Source organism: Natronosalvus halobius, from assembly GCF_024138145.1.
In the GTDB taxonomy this organism is placed as follows: Archaea; Halobacteriota; Halobacteria; order Halobacteriales; family Natrialbaceae; genus Natronosalvus; species Natronosalvus halobius.
The window spans coordinates 802,342-821,939 of record NZ_CP099997.1 but is presented as its reverse complement, the minus strand read 5'-3'; the positions used below and the strand labels follow the sequence as shown (position 1 = coordinate 821,939).

At 65.4% G+C, this 19,598-nt stretch carries 19 protein-coding genes; 11 read left to right on the top strand and 8 right to left on the bottom strand.

Features of this window, described 5'->3' with window-relative positions; genetic code table 11:
* Nucleotide 1: 1 nt before the first annotated feature.
* A complete protein-coding gene (locus tag NGM15_RS03900; RefSeq protein ID WP_253435517.1) occupies nucleotides 2-733 on the bottom strand; it encodes an STAS domain-containing protein in 732 nt (243 codons plus the stop codon).
* A gap of 576 nt (nucleotides 734-1,309) precedes the next feature.
* Between NGM15_RS03900 and NGM15_RS03895 the strand changes: the two genes are divergently transcribed.
* The 3 genes from NGM15_RS03895 (at nucleotide 1,310) to NGM15_RS03885 (ending at nucleotide 4,762) form a co-directional block, all read left to right on the top strand.
* A complete protein-coding gene (locus NGM15_RS03895; protein WP_253435514.1) occupies nucleotides 1,310-2,887 on the top strand; it encodes a glutamate-cysteine ligase family protein in 1,578 nt (525 codons plus the stop codon).
* Between the two features lie 105 nt (nucleotides 2,888-2,992).
* Nucleotides 2,993-3,985, top strand: a complete 993-nt coding sequence (cofD, locus tag NGM15_RS03890) for a 2-phospho-L-lactate transferase (protein ID WP_253435513.1) — start codon at nucleotides 2,993-2,995, stop codon at nucleotides 3,983-3,985.
* A gap of 3 nt (nucleotides 3,986-3,988) precedes the next feature.
* The gene (locus NGM15_RS03885; RefSeq protein ID WP_253435510.1) at nucleotides 3,989-4,762 is read left to right on the top strand and encodes a tRNA-dihydrouridine synthase; all 774 of its coding nucleotides are present in this window, start codon (nucleotides 3,989-3,991) and stop codon (nucleotides 4,760-4,762) included.
* A 3-nt stretch (nucleotides 4,763-4,765) separates the two neighbouring features.
* On the opposite strand, the gene NGM15_RS03880 is transcribed toward NGM15_RS03885, so the two are convergent.
* From NGM15_RS03880 to NGM15_RS03870, 3 genes are read right to left on the bottom strand one after another with little or no spacing between them, the layout of a single operon-like run.
* Nucleotides 4,766-5,617: a metallophosphoesterase gene (locus tag NGM15_RS03880; protein ID WP_253435507.1), complete on the bottom strand. Its 852-nt coding sequence runs from the start codon at nucleotides 5,615-5,617 to the stop codon at nucleotides 4,766-4,768.
* A 4-nt stretch (nucleotides 5,618-5,621) separates the two neighbouring features.
* Nucleotides 5,622-7,298 (bottom strand): hypothetical protein, encoded by a 1,677-nt coding sequence (locus tag NGM15_RS03875; protein ID WP_253435504.1) that lies wholly within the window; start codon nucleotides 7,296-7,298, stop codon nucleotides 5,622-5,624.
* Complete coding sequence (locus NGM15_RS03870) at nucleotides 7,295-8,590, bottom strand: Single-stranded DNA binding protein (protein WP_253435501.1); 1,296 nt, start codon at nucleotides 8,588-8,590, stop codon at nucleotides 7,295-7,297. Before NGM15_RS03870 ends, NGM15_RS03875 begins: the two co-directional genes overlap by 4 nt.
* A gap of 183 nt (nucleotides 8,591-8,773) precedes the next feature.
* Here NGM15_RS03870 and NGM15_RS03865 point away from each other — a divergent pair, with 183 nt between their 5' ends.
* Complete coding sequence (locus tag NGM15_RS03865; protein WP_253435499.1) at nucleotides 8,774-9,448, top strand: 2,5-diamino-6-(ribosylamino)-4(3H)-pyrimidinone 5'-phosphate reductase; 675 nt, start codon at nucleotides 8,774-8,776, stop codon at nucleotides 9,446-9,448.
* Nucleotides 9,449-9,526: 78 nt separating this feature from the next.
* Nucleotides 9,527-9,976: a hypothetical protein gene (locus NGM15_RS03860; RefSeq protein WP_253435496.1), complete on the top strand. Its 450-nt coding sequence runs from the start codon at nucleotides 9,527-9,529 to the stop codon at nucleotides 9,974-9,976.
* 240 nt (nucleotides 9,977-10,216) lie between these two features.
* Here NGM15_RS03860 and NGM15_RS03855 read toward each other — a convergent pair whose 3' ends face one another.
* Complete coding sequence (locus tag NGM15_RS03855) at nucleotides 10,217-10,885, bottom strand: O-methyltransferase (RefSeq protein ID WP_253435494.1); 669 nt, start codon at nucleotides 10,883-10,885, stop codon at nucleotides 10,217-10,219.
* Nucleotides 10,886-11,115: 230 nt separating this feature from the next.
* Between NGM15_RS03855 and NGM15_RS03850 the strand changes: the two genes are divergently transcribed.
* On the top strand, nucleotides 11,116-11,976 hold the full coding sequence (locus NGM15_RS03850) for a phosphatase PAP2 family protein (RefSeq protein WP_253435491.1): 861 nt from the start codon (nucleotides 11,116-11,118) through the stop codon (nucleotides 11,974-11,976).
* Nucleotides 11,977-12,061: 85 nt separating this feature from the next.
* On the opposite strand, the gene NGM15_RS03845 is transcribed toward NGM15_RS03850, so the two are convergent.
* Complete coding sequence (locus NGM15_RS03845) at nucleotides 12,062-13,081, bottom strand: lysylphosphatidylglycerol synthase transmembrane domain-containing protein (RefSeq protein WP_253435488.1); 1,020 nt, start codon at nucleotides 13,079-13,081, stop codon at nucleotides 12,062-12,064.
* A 130-nt stretch (nucleotides 13,082-13,211) separates the two neighbouring features.
* On the opposite strand from NGM15_RS03845, the gene NGM15_RS03840 reads away from it, so the two are divergent.
* The 4 genes from NGM15_RS03840 (at nucleotide 13,212) to NGM15_RS03825 (ending at nucleotide 17,363) form a co-directional block, all read left to right on the top strand.
* Complete coding sequence (locus tag NGM15_RS03840) at nucleotides 13,212-14,069, top strand: hypothetical protein (RefSeq protein ID WP_253435485.1); 858 nt, start codon at nucleotides 13,212-13,214, stop codon at nucleotides 14,067-14,069.
* Between the two features lie 73 nt (nucleotides 14,070-14,142).
* Nucleotides 14,143-15,126, top strand: coding sequence for a glycosyltransferase family 4 protein (locus tag NGM15_RS03835; protein ID WP_253435482.1), 984 nt, complete (start codon nucleotides 14,143-14,145; stop codon nucleotides 15,124-15,126).
* Nucleotides 15,127-16,224 carry a glycosyltransferase gene (locus NGM15_RS03830; protein ID WP_253435480.1) on the top strand — a complete coding sequence of 366 codons (1,098 nt, stop codon included), beginning with the start codon at nucleotides 15,127-15,129 and terminating at the stop codon, nucleotides 16,222-16,224.
* Between the two features lie 200 nt (nucleotides 16,225-16,424).
* Nucleotides 16,425-17,363, top strand: a complete 939-nt coding sequence (locus tag NGM15_RS03825) for an NAD-dependent epimerase/dehydratase family protein (protein ID WP_253435478.1) — start codon at nucleotides 16,425-16,427, stop codon at nucleotides 17,361-17,363.
* Nucleotides 17,364-17,395: 32 nt separating this feature from the next.
* On the opposite strand, the gene NGM15_RS03820 is transcribed toward NGM15_RS03825, so the two are convergent.
* Nucleotides 17,396-18,466 (bottom strand): polyprenyl synthetase family protein, encoded by a 1,071-nt coding sequence (locus tag NGM15_RS03820; protein ID WP_253435476.1) that lies wholly within the window; start codon nucleotides 18,464-18,466, stop codon nucleotides 17,396-17,398.
* Between the two features lie 190 nt (nucleotides 18,467-18,656).
* Entirely contained in the window at nucleotides 18,657-19,145 is a 489-nt protein-coding gene (locus NGM15_RS03815; protein ID WP_253435473.1) for a DUF309 domain-containing protein, read from the bottom strand.
* Nucleotides 19,146-19,264: 119 nt separating this feature from the next.
* On the opposite strand from NGM15_RS03815, the gene NGM15_RS03810 reads away from it, so the two are divergent.
* Nucleotides 19,265-19,567, top strand: coding sequence for a hypothetical protein (locus NGM15_RS03810; protein WP_253438279.1), 303 nt, complete (start codon nucleotides 19,265-19,267; stop codon nucleotides 19,565-19,567).
* Nucleotides 19,568-19,598 lie beyond the last annotated feature (31 nt).

Sequence of the window (19,598 nt, the reverse complement as noted above, 5' to 3'; positions counted from 1 at the left end):
GTTAGGTAGATTGAGACGCATTCGTCACGATGTCGATGTTCTGGGTGAGGTGCAGTCCGAGTTCCAGCCCCTCGCTCAACGTGGATCTGGTTCGGATGTCGTCCATCGTGATCCCGAGCTGGACCAGCGTCTGGGCGATGTCGGGATTGATCCCGGTGATGATGACTTCGCTGCCCAGCAGCGATACGGCGTTTACCGTATCGGTGAGGTGCTGTGCCGTCGCCGTGTCCACGTTCGGAACGCCGGTGATGTCGATCAGCGCAATCTCCGCCCCGTTCTCCGTGAGTTCGGTGAGCAACTCCTCGGTGAGCCGCTGTGCGCGAGCCGTATCCAGCGTTCCGACCACAGTTGCGAGCGTGATGCAATCCCAGATTTCGACGATCGGCGTCGACTGTTCGAGAATCGCTTCGGCCTGTTCGGCCGTCTTCCGCTCGAGTCGTTTCCGCTCGGAAATGTCGGTGACGTAGGCGATGAACTCCCCATCGTCGACGGTTCCAGAGACGAGTACGTCTATCGTCTCGCCGTCGTTCCCGAGAAGTTGCGTTTCGAACGCGTCCACGCGACCCGTTCGTTTGAGCTGTTCTTCGAATCGCTCGGCGTCCTGTGGATCCGCGTATTCGATGGACGAAATTTCCGAGCGAAGCTGTTCGACCGAATCGAAAGAAAGCATTCTGGCGAGCCGCCGATTGGCGTACTGATTCTCTAGGTCGACCTCGGAAGCTTCGAGATCCATATCGTCGACCGGAACCCGGAAGATGCCGATAGGAGCATTTTCGATCAATTTCTCGTAGGGGGGATCACTGGATGGCATCTGTAAGCCGGTAAAGATACAAAATCTGGCCTATTAACGTTTAGGACGGTTTAGGTGTTACATTTTCATCACTACTGCTGGCTGCCGGTGTGCGTCTTCCTCGATGAGCGAGTTTCTGGCTCAAACGACTCGTAGTCCGCTCGATGGGGAATCCACTCATCCGGCAGGAAGGCAACGAAATTCGACCACCTCTCACATTCGGTGATGGTCCGGTTCTGAAGAGTGTTTTCGGTGGCTTGTCCTGGACGGGCCATCTGGTCGCGATCAGCGAGTGGATGCGCGCTCTCGAGGCGTTTGCCCTCGAGCTCACCGCGACCCGCAACCACGATCTTCGACTTACGACCTGCGACACGGTACCGTTTCGCGGTCCAATCGCTCCCTACCAGCCGGTCATCCGGGAATGCAGGCCGCCAGTCCCCGGACCGGGCCGAAAACTCGAGTACAGTATCCGCTCGGGGGATAACTGCATTTAACCCGCTGGAAAGCAGACTCGGTGGTATGGGAGCCGAGGAACTCGCGTCGCGTCTCGAGGAGGTACTCGCCGTCGATACCGAGTCGTTTCGCGACCGTGCGATCGAGGAAGCCGACGTCATCGTCGAGGGAATCGAGTCGGGCGCGTTCGACAACCCGCAGGCGATCGTCGGCTTCGAGTACGAATTCTACGCCGTCGACGCCGAAACCGCCGCGCTCAAGCGCGTTCCTCGGCGCCTCCTCGAGTTGATGGGCTTCGAGAAAGAACTCGGCCTCCACAACGCGGAGATGACGACGAGTCCGCAACCACTCAACGCCGACGGGCTTCGCGCCCAGGAATCGGAGATTCTCGCCCGCCTTCGCGCGGCCGAGAACGTCGCGAACGCGGAGGGAATGTGCCTGGTCAGCGATGGCCTCTGGACCCTCCCGCCCGCGGGCGAATCGGCTCACGAGTATCTGACGGACACGATCGAACGGACGCTCGAAGTCGATGATTCTCCGGACGGCGACAGCGAGGGAGCGGGCAACGACTCGCGCACCGTCACGCTCGCGACGAACATGAGCGACGCCGCCCGTTACCACGCGATGGCCAACACCGACCGTGCCGAGGCCGCCGGGATGGTCCTCGACTGTCCGAACGTCTCGCTCGCCGCCGAAACCGCGATGCCGGAGAGCCTCATCACCTCGATACAGCCCCACTACCAGGTCCCCCACGCCCCCGACCTCCCGGTGTACTTCGACTACGCCGTCAGGATCGCCGGCCCGCTGCTCGCACTGGGGGTCAACTCACCGTTCCTCCCCGCGGATCTCTACGACGAGGGCGCGTCCGCCGAGGACGTCCTCCGAGACGCCTGGATGGAACACCGGATCAGCATCTTCGAGACCGTCCTGAACGATCCCTCGGCCGGGGCCGGCAAAGTTCGGTTCCCACGCGACCTCGAGAGCGTCGAGGAGGCCGCCGAGCGAATCGCCACCGACGACACCCTCGTCCCGATGCCGGTCGGCGACGGCGACAGATTCGACGACCAGTTCGCCCACTTCCGGCGCAAACACGGCACCTACTGGCGGTGGGTCCGCCCGGTCTTCGACGGCTCGAGTCGATCGGCGGCGAACGCCCGCATCGAATTTCGCCCGATTCCGGCCCAGCCGACCGTCCGGGACTCCGTCGCGTTCCTCGCGGCGTACGCGGGTCTCCTGGAGAGCCTCACCCACCTCGAACACCCCGTTCGCGAACTCGACTGGGAGATCGCTCGCGAGAACTTTTACGCCGCGATGCGCGACGGGCTGGCAGCCGACATCGAGTGGATCACGAACGACGGGCAATCGACGAGCGACACGGAATCCGTCTACGAGGATCTCTTCGCCCACGCCGAAGACGGCCTCTCGAGTCGCGGTCTGACCGACGAGGAGGTCGCGGCCTACCTCCATCCGCTTCGTCGCCGCGTCCGCCAGGGACTGACCCCAGCCCGCTGGAAACACGAACTGGTGGCCGACGAGGTCGCCTCGGGGGAATCGCTCGCGGGCGCCATCGAGGTGATGCAACGTCGGTACGTCGATCAGCAAGCCGAGACGCTGTTCGAGGGGAGTTTCGCGGACTGGACGTAACTCACTGACCCGCGTCCGGATTCGGGAAGCGGAAAACGACCCGTCACTATCAGCCCCCAGGATCTGGCCGCAACTGCTTAAGCCCCCCAGCGGAAACGGACGCGTATGGTTACGTTCCTCTCCGGGGGTACCGGTACGCCGAAGCTGTTAGACGGGGCCGGAGCGGCGTTCTCGCCGGACGAGATTACCGTCATCGCCAACACCGGCGACGACATCGAACTCGGCGGTCTCTTCGTCTCTCCCGACGTCGACACACTTCTCTTTCAGGGCGGCGGCGTCCTCGACCGCGAACGGTGGTGGGGAATCAGGGGTGACACCCACCGCACGCACTCGGCGCTCTCGGACATCGCCGCGGCGGCCAACCTCGCCGACGGCCCGCAGTATCTCGAGGCCTCGAGACAGACAGAGGGTCGCGACATCGCCCGGTGGCGTCGATTCTCGGGCATCGCGGAGTTCATGACGATCGGCGATCGCGACCGAGCAGTTCACCTCACGCGGACCAGTCTCCTCGACCAGGGACACACGCTTTCGGAGGCCACCGACGTCCTCGCCGACGGATTCGGGCTGACGATCGACGTCCTACCGATGAGCGACGACGCCGTCGCGAGCCTGATCCATACCGAGGACGGCCTGATGCACTTCCAGGAGTACTGGGTCGCCCACCGAGGGGAACCGACGATCACGAACGTCGAGTTCCGGGGCTCGTCGACCGCCGAACCGGCCCCGGGAGTGCTCGAGGCGCTCTCCGACGCCGTCGTGATCGGTCCCTCGAACCCGGTAACGAGCATCGGGCCGATGCTCGCGCTGCCCGGCGTCGCGAGGGCGCTGATGGAGACCCCCGTCGTCGCCGTCTCGCCGTTCCTGGGCAACGAGCCCTTTTCCGGCCCGGCCAGCGACCTGATGGAGGCCGTCGGCGCGACGCCGAACACGGCCGGCCTGGCGACGGCGTACCCCTTCGCCGACGCGTTCGTCATCGACAGCGACGACCCGACCGAGTTCGACCGGCCGACGATCCAGACCGACATCCGGATCGACTCGCCGGAGGACGCCGGTCGCGTGATCCAGGCCATCGACGAGGCGCTCTCAATAGTCGCCTGACCGATGTCACCGCTCTCACCCTCCGCACCACTCTCGCCCTCCCCGCCACTCGTACTGGCCAGCCTCTCGGGACAATCGGACGCCGAGTGGGCCCTCGCGGCCGCCGAGTGGGCCGGCTGTGCGTTCCTCGGTGGTATCGCCCTCGACGCCCCGTCCCGCGAGGCCGCCCGCGAACTCGTCGCCCGCGACCGGACCGAATTCCTGCCCGACGACCCGGTCGCGTTCGTCGACGATCAACTCGCCGCGCTCCAGGACGAGCCCCTGCAAGCGGGTATCAACGTCAGGAGCGCGAGCGCCGACGCCATCCCGGCCGTCGCTCGCGTCTGCCGGAAGCGAGATGCGTTGCTCGAGATCAACGCCCACTGCCGCCAGCCCGAACTCTGTGCGGTCGGCTGTGGCGAAACGCTCCTGCGAGACACGGACCGACTCGGCGAGTACGTCGCCACCGCCGTGGACTGCGGCGCGACCGTCGGCGTCAAGATCCGCGCTGAGGTCCCCGGCGTCGACTTGCCGGCGCTGTGTCGCTCGCTCGAGGCCGCCGGCGCGTCGTTCGTCCACGTCGACGCGATGGACTCCGAATCAGTCATCGCCGACGTCACCGACGCCTGCGACCTGTACGTGATCGCCAACAACGGCGTCCGCGACGAGTCGACGGTTCGTGAGTACCTCGCCTACGGCGCCGACGCGGTCAGCGTCGGCCGACCCAGCGACAACCCGGTCGTCCTGGAGCGGGTACGGCGGGCACTGGAAAACGAGACGCCGGCAACTGATCGATAACGCTCACACGCGCTGATAGGGCCCGAGTCGAGTCCCGTCGAGCAGGTACGACTCCGTCGAGTCGAGCCCTGCCGGCAAAAACGGCGCCAAAAACGACTGGTTCTCGCGGTTGGTCCACGTCCCGCCTGCCAGGTCGTTGAACGCCGGCACGACCACGACCTCGGGCGGGTCCGCGTCGCCCTCGAGCCACGGTAGTCCGTCGTAGTCCTCGTCGTCACGCTCGCGAAACGGATCAGGGTCGAGTCGTCCGCGAAGCCAGACGCGCTCGACCCGGGCGCCGCCGACGTCGTCCTCGAGTCGAACGGTGGGGTGTTCGTGGCCGAGACAGACGATGCCGGCCTCGAGTACCGACCGGTCGGGCCAGGTGTGACCGTGACAACAGCCGAGACCATCGAGTCGGACGCCGCTGCCGTCCGTGATCCGAAGCTGCGTACCGCCCAGTTCACCCTCGACGGTGCCGCCGCCGTCTTGGTTCCCAGAACCGTCGAACCCCTCGTACCCCGTCCCCAGCCATCCCTCGATGGCTCCGTCGTGATTGCCCCGGACCAGCGTCACCGAGACACCGTCGGGAAGCGACTCGAACAGCACCTCGAGTTCGCCTCGCTCCGCGCCGCCTGGATCGCCGATGGCGTGCATCAGGTCGCCGAGGACGATCAGCCGACTCGCGGCGGTTCGTTCGAGCAGCGAGCACAACCGGGTTCGACGCTCGTCTGCTCGACTGGGGACGTCGACGCCGCGCTCGTAGCGCAACCCCACCTCGTAGCCGGCGTGGTAGTCCGCGATCACGAGCGCGCGTTCGTCGTCCAGTTCCGCGACCGCCACCGGTTCGTCGGGCACGGGCTCGAGGCGGGCCATCGGCTCAGATGGCCTTCAGTTTGCCGTCCCCGGGCTCGTAACACTGCCCGCCCATCAGGGCGTCGTCGATGGCCTCTTCGACGTCGTCCTCGTCGGCCCCGGTCTCGTCGGTGACGGTGTCGATCACGGCTGATCGATCCGCGCCGTCGCCGTCGTCGAGTTCGGTCATCGTCTCGACGACGAGGTCCTGGAGGTCGACGTTCTCGATGTCGGTCTCCTCTTCGCCGTCGTCTCCCTCGTCTGCCTGGTCTGCGTCGGCTTGCTCGTCATCTTCGGTTTCCCCGGCACTCTCTTTTTCGTCGCCCTCGTCGACTCCTTCGTCTTCGTCGGCTTCCCCGGCCTCCTCAACACTCTCGTCTTCGTCGGCTTTGGGTTCCACATCGTCGTCTTCGGCGCCCCCGACCGACTCGTCGCCCGCTGGCACGTCGATGTCCGCCTCACCCGGCTCGTCGACGTCCGCTCCCGTCGAGAACTCGGTCCCGAACTCGGCCTCGATTTGCTCGCGTTCCTCGTCGTCCATCTCGTACATGCCGGAGGCATCCTCGAGTTCGTCCTCCTCGATGTCGCCGTTCTGGCCGACGTCGACGGATTCCTCATCGAGGGGTTCCTCACCGACGGATTCCTCGTCGACCATCGAACCCGACTCCTCGGCGGTGGCTTCCTCGTCCTCGTCCTCGGCATCGGCATCGGCATCGAAATCGCCGAGTTCGTCCGCCGTCGAATCCGATTCTCCGGCGTCGAAGTCGCCCAGTTGATCATCTCCGCTCGCGTCGTCGTCTCCACTGGTATCGTCAACCTCGAGATCGGCGGATTCTGCCCCGGATTCAGCCGTCGCCGGCGCCTCGGATTCGCTCCCCTCCTGGACTGGGGCGTCCTGGAGGTCGCCGTCGCCGTCGCCGTCCACATCCAGGTCCAGGTCTATGTTCAGGTCCAGGTCGACGGACTCGGCGCTCGCCAGCGCGGTGAAACTCGACGCATCCGGTTGCGAATCGCTCGGCCGTCGGTCCAGCCCGCGCACCTCGTCTCTGTCGCCGGCCACGACCGCGGCCGCGTCGAGCGCGAGGTCGCGAACACTCTCGAGGTAGGCAGGCGTGGTCCCGTAGTGGTCCTGGGCGAGCGGGATTCCGGCGGCGAGGCCGCGTTCGACGCCCGCCTCGTGCAGGGCCGTCTCGAGCGCGGCACCCGAGGCCTCGAGGTCGGCCGCTGCCGCGTAGGTGCCGACACGCTCGAGGGTCTGTTCGGCCGCCGAAACCACCCAGCGCTCCCGCGTCTCGGGGTCGACCGTCGCGATGCTCTCGGGGCGGATCGACGTGTAGACGACGTCTGAATCGTCGGGCTGGAACGTGCGCGCCTTGCCCGTGACGGCCACGAACGCCGGCGGGTCGATCCGTTCGAGGAAGGCGAGTTCGTCGGGCTGGTACTGGCCGGCGTAGACGACGAACGCGCCGGTCGGATCGACGACGCGTGCGCGGAGCATCTCGTCGTTGACTGCCGTGACCTCCGTGAGCGCCCCGACGACGAACACCCGGTTGAGTCGTGCTCCAGTCGGGGTGATGACGTAATTCGGCGCTCGCTCCTCGTCGCTCTCGGCGTGGGAGTAATCGGCGTCGTCGAACTCCCCTGCGAACACCCGATAGGCGACCTCGCGCCCCGGCACCTCCTCCTCGGAATTCGAACTCATGCGTCCACCTCCGTCCCGCGGTTACGGCCATCCAGCAACGCTCGAGCGCGTTCGACGGGATCGTCGTCGCTTTCGGCGAACGTGCTGGCGTCCAGGTTCGCGCCGTACTCGTCGACCGAGAGGTGGCCGCGAACGCGGTACTCCGTGCCGACGACGTTCTCCCGGATGGTGTCCGCGACGGCCTCCTGGTCCATCGCCTCGCGGGCCTCGTCCTTCGCATCCTCCAGGTCACCGCCGTAGACGTCCTCGGTGAGTTCGTCGTCCAGGATTACCGTCACGGCGCCGGTGCCGTCGTCCAGGATCGCCTTCACCCGGAGGTCGTCGACGCCGTCGACGTCGCCGTGGGTGCGACACTGCCCCTTCTGGATCACGCGATTGCACTCGGGACAGCGCTGGATCAGCCCGGAGCCGTCGCGGACGGCCAGCAGGTTCCCGACGAGTTCCACGTCGTAGACGCCGCCGGTCGCGACGGCCTCTCCGATGGGGAGTCTGGGCGCGTCTGAGCCGACGTCGACGTCCGTCTCGAGGGCTGTCACCGTCGAGAATTCGGAGACGTTCACTTCGGGCACGCCGCGAAACTCACGGACGTAGGCGTTCTCGATGTGAACGGAGGCGCCCTCCTCGATCTCTGGGACCGGATCCCAGTTCGTGAACGGCAGTCGACCGCTCTCGTCGCCGAAGACCCCGCTGAGGATCTCGGTCTCGCCGTCCCGGCCGTTGATCGTCCGTTCCTCGCACTCCAGGACGGCGACCTCGATCGTCTTCGCGCGGTCGCCCGTCCTGAGGTCGGCGAGGTCGGCGTCGCCGCCGACCTCGTAGGGGATCTCGAGGGACTCCTCGAGGAACGACAGCGACGTACTCTCCCCGAGGTTGAGTTCGGGTTCGCCGTCCCACTCGCGGACGCCGGCGTTGCCCGCGGTGATCGTGTCGCCCGGCGAGAGGCCGAAGTCCTCCCAGGCGGTGAAGTCGATCACGCCGGTCTCGTCGGCGAGTTCGCCCTCGACGATGACGTGGTCCGAGCCCTGGTAGCGGATCGACCGCTCCCCGGCACTCAGGACGACCCCGGTGACCGTCACGGAGCCGTCGTCGGGCGTGATCTCCCCGACGTCTCTGGCCGAGGGCGCACCGCTCGAGCCGCCGCTCGAGCCGTCGCCGTACTTTCGACGGAGGCTCTGTGTGGCCTCGTCGAGTGGAACGCTGTACTCGAGTAAATTCTGCAGGTCTGCTTTGACCTCCTCTTTGTCAACACCGAGATCGGAGGCGAGATCCTCGGCATGGGTATCGATATCCATCGGGTTCACTTCGAACGGCGAGGTAAAAAGCGTTCCCGGAACGGAGTGAAAGTAAAACGCGCCCGTGTGGACGCGAAATTTGTGTTTCCAGTTCATCGCTCATCGCTCGTTCTTCCAGTTCCGCCCATCGCTCCTCCGTGGCGTTCGCGGTGCTTTCTTTACCGACGGCGCCAGAGAAGCGGTATGCACGTCGTCGTAAACGCCGCGATGAGCGCCGACGGAAAACTCTCCTCGAGGTACCGAGAGCAGATCCGCATCAGCGGCGAGGCGGACTTCGACCGGATGGATGCGCTCCGGGCGGCGAGCGACGCCGTCGTCGTCGGCGTCGGGACGGTGCTGGCCGACGACCCGCACCTGACCGTCAAGGACGACAAACGGCGACAGCGACGGCTCGAGGCTGGCAAATCACCGTCGCCCGCCCGCGTGGTCGTAGACTCGCGTGGACGAATACCGCCTGAGGCGGCCGTGATCGACGATGCCGCCGAAACCTACGTCTGCGTGACCCAGGATGCGCCCACCGAGAACGTCGATGGCCTCGCTGAGCACGCGACGGTCGTACCCGCGGGAACGGGTAGCGTCGACCTCCCCGAGGCGTTCGCCGCCCTCGAGTCGGCCGGGCTCGAGTCGATCATGGTCGAGGGTGGCGGCGAACTCATCTTCTCGCTGGTCGAGACCGATCTGGTCGACGAGTTGCGGGTGTTCGTCGGTCCGCGGATCATCGGCGGTCGAGACGCCCCGACGCTGGCCGACGGGGAGGGGTTCGTCGGGGACTTTCCGGAACTCGCGCTCGAAGACGTCAAGCGACTCGACGGTGGCGTCGTCCTGTCCTGGCGACTCGACTCGGACGCGGCTGTGTGATTCGTTCCCGCGTCACTGGGACAGCCAACAGGTATATACCCCACCGTGTTCTGCACCCACCAACGACCGGTGCACGACGTGAGCGATCTCCGTACACACTCGGTTCGACCCGTACTCGCCCTGTCTCTCGGCGCCTTCGGCGTCTCGGGACTGGTAACCGCAGGAACCGCTTCTCTGGAACCAACGACGCTCGAGACGACGCTGGGCGCTGCCCTCGCCGTCGTGGGCGTCTACGGCGTCGCGTGCTACGCACGACGCGTTTCCAGACCGACGCTGGCGCGCCGCTCGATCGGCCTCTGGCTCGCGTTCATCGCCGTCGCCGGCCTCCACCTACCGGGTCTCGAGGCGACCGGTGCGGCCCTTCCGGCTCCCACCGGCGGTGTCGTCGCCGGGTTCACCGCACTGACCTGGGCGACGCTCGTCGGCGCCGCCTCGACGACGACGTTCCTCGCCTTCCAGGAGTACAACGCCGGAACCGACGCGATTCCGGCCGAGGAGTCCGTCGTCGAGCAGGACTACGAGTACTAGCTCACTTTTTGCATACTCGACTCGGGAACCTCGAGCGACGGCTTGGAGGTGCTCCGCACTGCCCCTTCTCTGACCCGCCGGCATGATGAGGTGCCTTCTCCTAACTACAGTAAATATAGTAGATTGGTGTGAAAAATATAACTTTGTCCGTGAGTGGCTGGCGGCGTCTTCCTGTAAACTGGTGACAGGCTCCTATCGGAGGGTTGGAAAGCGAGGCACCGTCGACGCCTCCTGTCCTGGCTACCGAACCCGATAGCTCACCGCGATCCCTTCCCCCAGTGGGAGCACCACCGTTTCGAAGTCCGGATCGGCACGAACGGTCTCGAGGTACGTTGCAATACCCCGCGTGTGCTCGTTGACGTCGTCCGGATCGCCACCCTCGACGATCTCGAGGAGTTTCTCGAACTGAATGATCCCCGCTCGCATCGCGTTGTCCGCGACGATCACCCCGCCAACGGAGAGTTTCGGCTTGGTGGCTGCGAACGCCTCGGCGTAGCGGTGTTTCTGGTGGTCGATTAGCACCACGTCGAACGGCCCCTCGTAGTCCTCGACCGTCTCGAGTGCGTCCCCGAGTTCGTAGCTGGCGAGGGCGTCGTAGCCGCCGCGCTCCAGGTAGGACTTCGCCAACTCGAGTTCGTCCGCGTCGACTTCGGTGAGGACGATTTCGCCGTCGTCGGGGAGTGCCTCGGCGAGCCAGTACGCGGAGTAGCCGTAGCCGGAGCCGAACTCGAAGATGCGCTCGGCGTCGGCGAGTCGAGCGATCAGGCGGAGGAAGCCGCCGACTTCGGGACCGACGTGGGGGAAGCCCTCGGCGGCCGCGTACTCGTCCATCTCGGCGAGCGTCTCGTCCGGTTCCGGACTAGTCGCCTGGACGAACCGGACGACTTCGTCTGCAAGAACGTCGACCATGGACGGTGATACGCCACGGCGCGAATAAAAGGTAGGGTGAGGTAGGCGCCCGAACGACGTATCGATGGAGCCGATTATCGATACTTCCATATACGTTCCCGTCGGATCTGAATACATGACGATGCACTGCCACCTTTGTCACCACACCCGGCACATCTCTCCTCAAGAGTGTTCTAATGCCCTCCGTTGACAGTTTGCCCATTTCGAGATACCTCCACTAACCACACGCAATGGCCCTCCTCACTGTCGTCTTCGTTACTGGATTGATCGTCGCAACCGGTCTCGTCACGACCTGTGCGTTCTGTACGACCCACGAGCAGTTCCGTCACGCCATCACCGATGTCGACCGACGACTCGTCGAAATAGCGCCGTACCTCGGCGTTGCGGGGGTCTTTTTCCTGGCGAAACAGGCAACGAACGGTCTCAGTCTCCGCATCTCCCGCGCGCTCGGCTGGGACATCACCGACTCGCTGTATGAACTCGAGGGACTGTTCGTTGCCGACCTGCAGGCCACGGTTCCCGACGCCTCGATCGCCTTCTTTTCGGCGATGTACATGTTCGGATTCCCGTACCTGCTCGTCGTCCCGCTCGTACTGTACTTCGTACACGCCTCGAGCAGGCACCTCAAGGGAATCCTCACCGCCTACGTTCTCAACTACACCGTTGGGGCGATCCTGTACACGCTCTTCATCGCCTATGGCCCCCGAAATCGAGTGCCACAGCACGTCGATGGGTTGATGTACGAGATCTACCCGGAGACGCAGACGCTGACGGCCGCCGTGTCCTCCAACACGGACGTCTTTCCGTCGTTGCACACCTCCCTCGCGGTCGTCGTCGCGCTGTTCGCCTGGCAGACCCGGAAGACGTACCCGCTGTGGTCTTACGTGTCCTCGATTACGGCCGCGGCGGTCGTTCTGTCGACCATGGTACTCGGCATCCACTGGCTCACGGACGTCGTTGCCGGCCTCGTCCTCGGCACCTGGAGCGTCGTCGTGGCGACGCGCATCGTCGAGACGTTCGAGGGCGAAGCGGACGCGCCGTCGCCGCTCGAGGACGGTGAGGAGAGCGTCGCCTCCGAGATTGGCGACTGAGACGATCGGCGGCTCGTATCGGTGGTCGTTCGCCCGTGATCGATGGTGATGGTCGACGGGGAATCCCGACCTGACGACGAGCGGATCAGGCGACCGTCCAGATTCCCATCGCGGCCGTCGAACTCCCGCCAATGAGCATCGGGAGCCAGTAGACGGCTCCACGAAAGATGAGGACGGCGGCGGTGATCTCGGGAACCGGAACGGCGGTCGTCGGGACGAGCAGGAGGACGAACGCCGCTTCGATGCCCCCGAGCCCACCCGGAAGCGGCGCGGCGCCGGCCAGATTGGCCAGCGGAATCGCGAAGAGAACGACGGAGACGTGCACGCTGTGCCCGACGGCAGCGAACGCCGCGAGGAGGGCCGCCGCCTGGAAGAGCCAGCCGAGAAGCGAGAGACCGACGATGAACGCGAGCTGTCGGCGACTCGTTCCGACTCGACGGAGGTCTGCGAAGAAGTGCGCCACCCGTCCCGCGATTTCGCGCTCGAGCGCGACTGGATTGAGTCGACCACCGCCGAATCGACCGGCTACCTTCGCGATGGTCGCTGGAACATAGGCCTCGATACGGTCTCGAACGGCCCACCCGAGCGCGAGTACCAGTCCGAGAACGGTTACGAGCACGAGCGCACCCGTCAGTGCGTTTTCGAGGCGTTCACCGACGGTGGCGGTCGTCGCGTAGTAACCGACGCCCACGAGTGCCAGGAGGACGGACGGAGCGACGTTGGAGACGTCGACGGTGGCGATACCGGCGAGGCCGGTCTCGTACTTCGCACCCGTGCTCCTGGAGATGAGCAGCGCGGAGAAGGGTTCCCCGCCGGCCTGTCCGAACGGCGTCACGTTGTTCGCGAAGACAGCCCCCGCGTAGACCAGGAAGGCCTTCCCGACGGTGACGCCGACGCCGAGGGTCTCGAGCACGCTTCGGAGCATGAGGCTCCAGGACGCGAGCCAAGCGAGGCCGAGGATGATCGTCGCCGCGACGAACGCCGGGTCGGCTGCCAGCAGCGCGTCGATGACGTACTCGGCGCCGACGACGACGAACAGGACGACGAACACCGCGAGCGCGCCGAACGCGCCGAGAAGTAAGGCCCGCCGACTCCCAGGTGCCATACGTGAGAGTACGGTCCGATCCCCTTGAACGTCCTGATTCGTCTCGAACTCGGCGCAAGTACCGGTTTTTTGCTGCCAGCCGACGAACCAGTAAAGATACGTCGATTGGATAGCAAACGGGACATAACAGATGAAAAGTCAGCGTCTCCTCGACTCACCGTGGGACTACTGTCTCGTCCTGGACGCGTGTCGATACGACGTGTTTAGCGAGGTGTACGACGAGTACCTCGAAGGCACGCTCGAGAAGCGCCGGAGTACGGGATCGTCGACGCCGGAGTGGGCGTATCGAACGTTCACCGGCGACCACGACATCGCGTACTTTTCGGGGAACCCGTTCATCAACGACCTCGGGATTCCGTTGAACGAACTCAGGTGGGGTGCTAGCTGCGACTACGAGTGGACGGCGAACGAACACATCAGCGACGTCGTCGACGTCTGGAAGCACGGGTGGGACGACGACCTCGGGACCGTCCCGCCCGACAGCGTAGCGGAGTCGTTCGCCGAGCGCCGCGACCTGGCCGAGACGGCCGATCGGACGGTCCTCCACTACATGCAACCCCACGCGCCGTACCTGTCCCGCGGTACTGGCCAGAAACTCCAGCAGATCCAGAAGGGAATCCGTCGCCAGGACGAAGCCGACGGAGACGAGGACGATGGGGGCGTCCTCGACTCCCTCGGCGAGACGGTCAGGCCGAAGGTGGAGTCGACCCTCGAGGGGAGCGAACTCGCCCAGAAAGCCGGCCTCTGGCTCGAACTCGATCCGACGGACCTCGTCCGCAACGGAACCCGTGACGCCGCAATTGCCCTCTACGAGGAGAACCTGCGTATCGCCCTCGAGTCCGTCGCGGCCCTCGTCCCGGAACTCGAGGGCCGAGTCGTCGTCACCGCCGATCACGGCGAGGCGTTCGGTGAAGAGGGCGTCTGGGAGCATCACATCGAAACGCACATTCCGGCGCTCGTGGAGGTACCGTGGCTCGTCCTCGAGTGAGTCGGTGGGGCGGTCCGTCGGCGGGCACGAATCAGTTGCTACCAAACGGATTGGCAACGAGAGGTGACGTCGCGTGAAGGTTTCCCACTACTTCGAGTTCGAAGAGCACGTTACGGGCGGCATCCGGGAGTCGGTCGCCCACCAGCGCAAGATGCTGGATCGACTCGACGTCGCGTACACGACCGAGCCCCGACTCGACGTCGACGTGTTTCACTGCAACCTCATGGGGCCGCGGTCGGTCTGGTACGCCCGGCGCGCTCGCTCGAGGGGGGTTCCGGTCGTCGCCAACACTCACGTCACCGCCGAAGATTTCGGCGACAGCTTCCGGTTCACCAACGCGCTGGCGAAGCCACTGCGGCCGTACCTCGAGCGGGCCTACGGCCTGGCCGACGCCCTCGTCTGCCCCTCGGCGTACAACCAGGCTCTGATCGAGTCGTACGCCGACGTACCGACGACCGTCATCTCCAACGGCGTCGACGTCGAGAAACTCGAGGGATTCGAGTCGCTCGAAGAGACCTACCGGGAGCGCTACGACCTCGAGTCCCCCGTCGTCTTCCTCGTCGGCCACGTCATCAAGCGCAAGGGACTCGAGACGTTCGTCGAGACGGCGCGGCGGCTTCCGGACGTCGACTTCGTCTGGTTCGGCCCCGTGGATCGCTCACTGAAGGGTCGGGAGACGCTCCGTCTCGTCGACGACGCCCCGTCGAACTGCACGTTCACCGGCTACGTCGAGGACATCCGCGGCGCGTTCGCGGCGGGTGACGTCTTCTTCTTCCCGACCCACGAGGAGAACGAGGGCATCGCCCTGCTTGAGGCGATGGCGGCCGGCAAACCCGTCGTCGTCCGCGACATCGAGACGTTCTCCTGGCTCCAGGACGGCGAGGACTGCCTGAAAGTCGACGCGGACGGCACCGAGGGGTTCGAGGCGGCGATCGAGCGGCTTCGCGATCCCGACGTCCGTCAGCGGCTGGGCGAAAACGCCGCGAACCGAAGCGAGGCGTTCTCGCTCTCGGCGGTCGCCGGTCGCTACGAGACCCTGTACGCGGAGGTGGCCTGAATGAAGATCGGCTTCTTCACCGACAGCTACTTCCCCGGCATCGACGGCGTCACCTACACGATCGACCTCTGGCGGGCGGAACTCGAGGCGAAGGGACACGAGGTGTACGTCGTGTATCCGGACGGCGACTACGAACCGGACGAGAACGAGATTCCGGTCCGTTCCCTGCCGAATCCGTTCTACCGAGGGTATCGGATTCCGCTGTTCAAGCGAACCTCGAAACTGCCGGATCTCGACATCGTCCACTGCCACGGTCCCGCTCCGGTGGGCATCCTCGGGCGATACTACGCCTGGAAGCACGACGTGCCGTCGATTTACACCCACCACACGCCGCTCGAGGAGTACTTCCACCAGAGCGTGAAGTCGAGAACGGTCGCTCGGGGCCTGAGCAAGTTGTACGTCCCCTGGGAGAACTCCTTGCTCGGGAGTTTCGACGTGGTCACGGCCTCGACGAGTCGAATCAACCGTGCCGTCGAGTACATCGAACTCCCGGTCGGCATCGACATGGAGTTCTTCCAGCCGACCGACGAGGACTGGTACCCCGATCCGGACCAGACGGTCGTCGGGTACAGCGGCCGGTTGAGCATGGAGAAGAACGTCGACGAGGTCCTGCGCGTCGCCGCCAAACTGCCCGAGTACGAGTTCGTCGTCGTCGGCGAGGGGCCGTATCGCGAACCGCTCGAGGCGCAGGCACCCGAGAACGTCACCCTGCGGGACTTCCTCCCGCGCGAGGACGTCCCCACCTTCTACTCCTCCATCGACGTCTTCGTGACGGCCTCGACGGGCGACACCCTGGGTCTGTCGACGCTCGAGGCGAACGCCTGCGGGACGCCGGTCGCGGCCGCTGACGTCCCGCCGTTCGACGAGACGATCCAGCCCGAGAACGGCGACCGGTTCGCCCTCGGTGACCTCGAGGCGATGGCCGAGGGAATCGAGTCCTGTCTCGAGACCGACCGCGATACCCGAGCGGCCGTCGAACGCTACGCCATCGACCGGACGCTGGTCCACCTCGAGCAACTGTACCACAACGTGCCGCTGACGACGCCGGCGGCGTCCGCGCTCGAGGATTTGCAGTGGCAGCCGTCTCACGAGGACTGATCGACGGTTGTTCGACGGCTGATCGTCGGACTCTCAGTTGGTTACGGCGGCGGTCGATCCTCAGCGTCCCGAGTGCCGCTCGCTCACCGACCGTCGGCGTCCCGAGCACAGTTCGACACGGTCTGTGCGCGGTCCGCACGCGACGACCCGGGCAATCAGCAATCAGTACCCCTATATGACGAAGGTCGGAACGATTCGCTATGGACGGAAAGCGAGTCCTCGTCACCGGCGGCACGGGGTTCATCGGCTCGAACCTCGCGAACGCGCTCGCCGCGGACAACGACGTCGTCGCCCTCGACAATGGCTTTCTCGGCACGGTCGACAACCTCGAGGACGCGGTCACGTACGTCGAGGCGGACGTCCTGGACGACGACCTCCCGACCGACGTCGACGTCGTCTACCACCTGGCGGCGCTCTCGAGTCGACAATTGCTCGAGGACCACCCACGAGAGGGGACGCGAGTGAACGTCGAGGGGTTCGTCAACGTCGTCGAGCAGGCGATGGCCGACGGCTGTGAGACGGTCGTGTACGCGTCGACCTCCTCGATCTACGGCGACCGGACCGAACCGACCCCCGAGGACGTCCCCGTGGACGCCTCGACCGGCTACGACGCGTCGATGCTCGCCAGGGAGCGCTACGCGGAGTACTACAACGACTTCTACGACGATCTCGCCCTGGCAGGCATGCGATTCTTCTCGGTGTACCAGGGGTACGGCGGAGCGGAGAGCCACAAGGGGACCTTCGCGAACACCGTCTCGCAGTTCGCCGGGAAGATTGCCGACGGCACCCCGCCGGTCCTGTGGGGCGACGGCAGCCAGACCCGGGACTTCACGCACGTCCAGGACGTCGTCCGGGGACTCGAACTCGCTGCCGAACACCGACTCGACGGCGTCTACAACCTCGGGACCGGGGAGTCGTACTCGTTCAACGAGGTGGTCGACCTGCTCAACGACGCCCTCGGGACCGACGTCGAACCGGTCTACGAACCCATCCCGCTGACCAACTACGTCCACGACACCTGCGCCGACAGTTCGACGTTCAGGGACGCGACCGGGTGGAACCCCGAGATCGACTTCGAGGAAGGCGTCGAGCGGGTCTGTCGACCGTACATCGAGACAGCCAAGAACGACGAGCGATAACGCCTGACCTCGGAGAAATCGGCAAATGGGCCTCAGACGTCCCGATCGACGACGAACTCGGTAAACTCGAGTAACTGCGCTCTCGGTCCCGGTGCCAGCTCGATCGGCAGGTCCTCGAGCGCCCCCCGTGCCTGTTCCGAGAACTCGAGCGCGCGGTCGCGGGCGTACTCGATGCTCCCCGCGTCCTCCAGGATCGCGAGCGCTTCAGCAATCTCTTCGTCAGTATTGGCCTCCATTCCGAGTATCTCCTCGAGTCGACCCGCTCGGTCGGGGCTTGCGGTTTCAATGGCGTGTAAGACCAGCAGCGTCGTCTTCCCCTCCCGTATGTCGTTGCCAAACTCCTTGCCGAACTCGCCGGCCCGTCCCAGCGAATGCTCGATGTCCAGGATGTCGTCGCCGATCTGGAACGCGATGGCCGTCAGTTCCGCGTACTGGGCCAGCCCTTCCTCGACGGTCGTCGACTGATCGGTGACGATCGCTGCCAGCCGAGCGACGATCCGGCTCAGACACCCGGTCTTGCAGGCGCACATCTCGAGGTACTGCTCGGTCGAGATGCGAACGCCGCGCTCGTTGTGCCAGCAGATGTCCATCCCCTGGCCGAGGTGGGTCCGGTTGAGTTCGTACAGCAGCATCTCGTAGGCTCGAAGCCGTGTTTCTGCACCGAGGTCGCCCGGATCGTGCGTCAGGATCTTCAGCGGGAGAAAGTACATCGCGTTGCCGGCGTTCAGGGCGACGTCTTCGCCGTGAACGTGGTGGATCGCCGGTTCGCCGCGTCGAATCGACGCTCCGTCCTCGACGTCGTCGACGATGATCGTCCCGTTGTGAAGGATCTCGGGAATGCAGGCGTAGGGGAGGTACGCCTCGGGATCCTCGCCGAGCGCGTCGACGAACACCAGAAACAGGACGGCCCGCCATCGTTTGCCGCCGCGGTCCAGGAGGTCCCAGAGCGGATCGGCGAGCGCGCGCTGGACCCCTTCCGGATCGTACGCGAACGTTGGCTCACCGAAGAACGCCTCCAGGTCGTCGCCGTCGACCTCCCGTGGGAGTATCTCGGCGATGGCGTCGTCGATCACCGGCCGCCACTCGGCAAGCGCCTCTCGCATACGTCTCACGCTCGCCGGGCGGCGATAAAAAGCTTCAGTTTCTGATGAAATGATCGCCGTCCGGGCGGTGTGCGCGGGGGAGGGGAGCCGGGAAGGGGTGTTGGTCGCTCGTACGAGTTCGGCGACTCGCACTCGCGTGGCGTCAGTTGCTCGTGTGACGACAGTCGCGAGGCCGATGCCGACACACCCCCTACTCGAGTCCCTCGGCGTAGACGACGTCGGCCTCGGTCGCCTCCGGGTGCCGACCGTCGAGCGGGAGTTTCCACCCGTCGAGCACCGACGGGTCGTTTCGGGCGTTCGTCAACGTGGTCCGGACTTCGAGCAGGTCGACGCCGTAGAAGTCGTTTGGGACCTCGTGGAGGTACTGCAGGGCGGTGGCGAACAGGCTTCGCATCCCGTCGTCGTCCTCGAAGTCGACGTGCTTGTAGACGCCGGCGGCGACCTGTACCATGCCGTGGAGGAACTGGCTCTCGACTGTTCCGCGACCGTAGTTGTACCACTCGTCCTCGAAACAGTCGTGACTCGCGTGATAGTCGCCGGCGTTGAACAGTCTGACGCCGTGAACCGTCGCTCGCCGGAGCGTTCCGTGCTCCCAGCGGTCGAGTTCGGGCCGCCAGCCCGTCGGCGCGCTCGAGTCCGACGGTGGGTCCACGTCGGGGGCTCGTGTGTGTTCGTCCACGAGCGGATAGAGGAGAGGCAGGGTAAAACGTCTTGGTGCCTCCGTGCGAACCGCCGAGCCGTTCCCGGGGTCGTAGATTGGCCGGAGCGCTTATAGGATTCGATTGACGAATGGAAGTAATGATCTATCCGTCGCAACGATGTGTGGCGTGTGGCGAACGGCTGTTCGCCCACGTCGACGGCGGGGTCGTGTGTCACAATTGCGGGGCCCGGTACGACCAGGACGATTCCGACGGACGGGGCGAGTCCTCGGACGGTCCCTCCTCCCCCGACTCCGGCGGTTCCCGGACGAGCGAGACGGAACTCGTCGTCCAGGCCGTCTCGCACATCGACCCACCCGAACCGGCCGAGCGCGCTCACGAACGGGACGACGAACGTCGCCGCCCAGCGACGCCGATTCTCCTCGAGACGCCGTCGTCCTGAGTCGTTCCCGGGTTCCGCGCGAGGCGGGGTG